This is a genomic window from Bradyrhizobium oropedii, from assembly GCF_020889685.1.
GTDB classification, from domain to species: domain Bacteria; phylum Pseudomonadota; class Alphaproteobacteria; order Rhizobiales; family Xanthobacteraceae; genus Bradyrhizobium; species Bradyrhizobium oropedii.
Window position 1 is genome coordinate 1 of record NZ_JACMYO010000491.1, and the last position, 581, is coordinate 581.

Annotated in this window: 1 protein-coding gene; it reads right to left on the reverse strand. The window is 57.0% G+C overall.

Annotation, left to right across the window (positions count from 1 at the left end; genetic code table 11):
* Positions 1–138: 138 nt before the first annotated feature.
* On the reverse strand, positions 139–267 hold the full coding sequence (locus tag H8A95_RS44040; RefSeq protein WP_256436593.1) for a hypothetical protein: 129 nt from the start codon (positions 265–267) through the stop codon (positions 139–141).
* Positions 268–581: the final 314 nt, after the last annotated feature.

Genomic DNA, 581 nt, shown 5'->3' on the forward strand with positions numbered 1-581 from the left:
GTGGTACGCCGCTACTACGGCCAGCGTGAGGAACTGTTCGAGGTCACCATCACCACGCACCCCGAGGGGCGCTACACCTATACGATGGACATGCAGCGCTCGCCGCGGCCGCCGCTGTAGCCTGTGTGATCGCGGGGCCTAGCGGGTGCCGGCGTAGTGCTGCTTGACCGAGGTATGTGCCATTTGCGGCGACCCGACCGCGCCCCAGACCGCAACCGCGATCAAGACGGCCGCCCACATATACGGCATCGCATTCAGCTGCTTCATTTCCAACGTCACCCCACACGACATTCAGGCTTCCCGAACGGGCGGCCCCGACCGGAATTTTCGTAAGCCTAGAGCGTGTCCGTTTCAGGACGTCTTCATCGCAATCCAGAAATGATTTCGCGGCAATTCGAAAAAGGTCTGATAAGAGAGGAACGCCTGTATTTTCACCAATTGCAGTGCATTTGAGCCAGGCCATCTGCACATGAGAGAATCTTCTGCTCAGTTCGGACTCAGTGGCGTAAGAGACCTTCCAAAACTTTCATGTCTGAATTCTTTTTGATTGTCCGGCTGAATCGACTCGTGCCAAGACTCCC

Bases quoted from the DNA above. Each gene is read 5' to 3' on its own strand.
- H8A95_RS44040 (WP_256436593.1), bottom strand. From the start codon at position 267: ATGAAGCAGCTGAATGCGATGCCGTATATGTGGGCGGCCGTCTTGATC.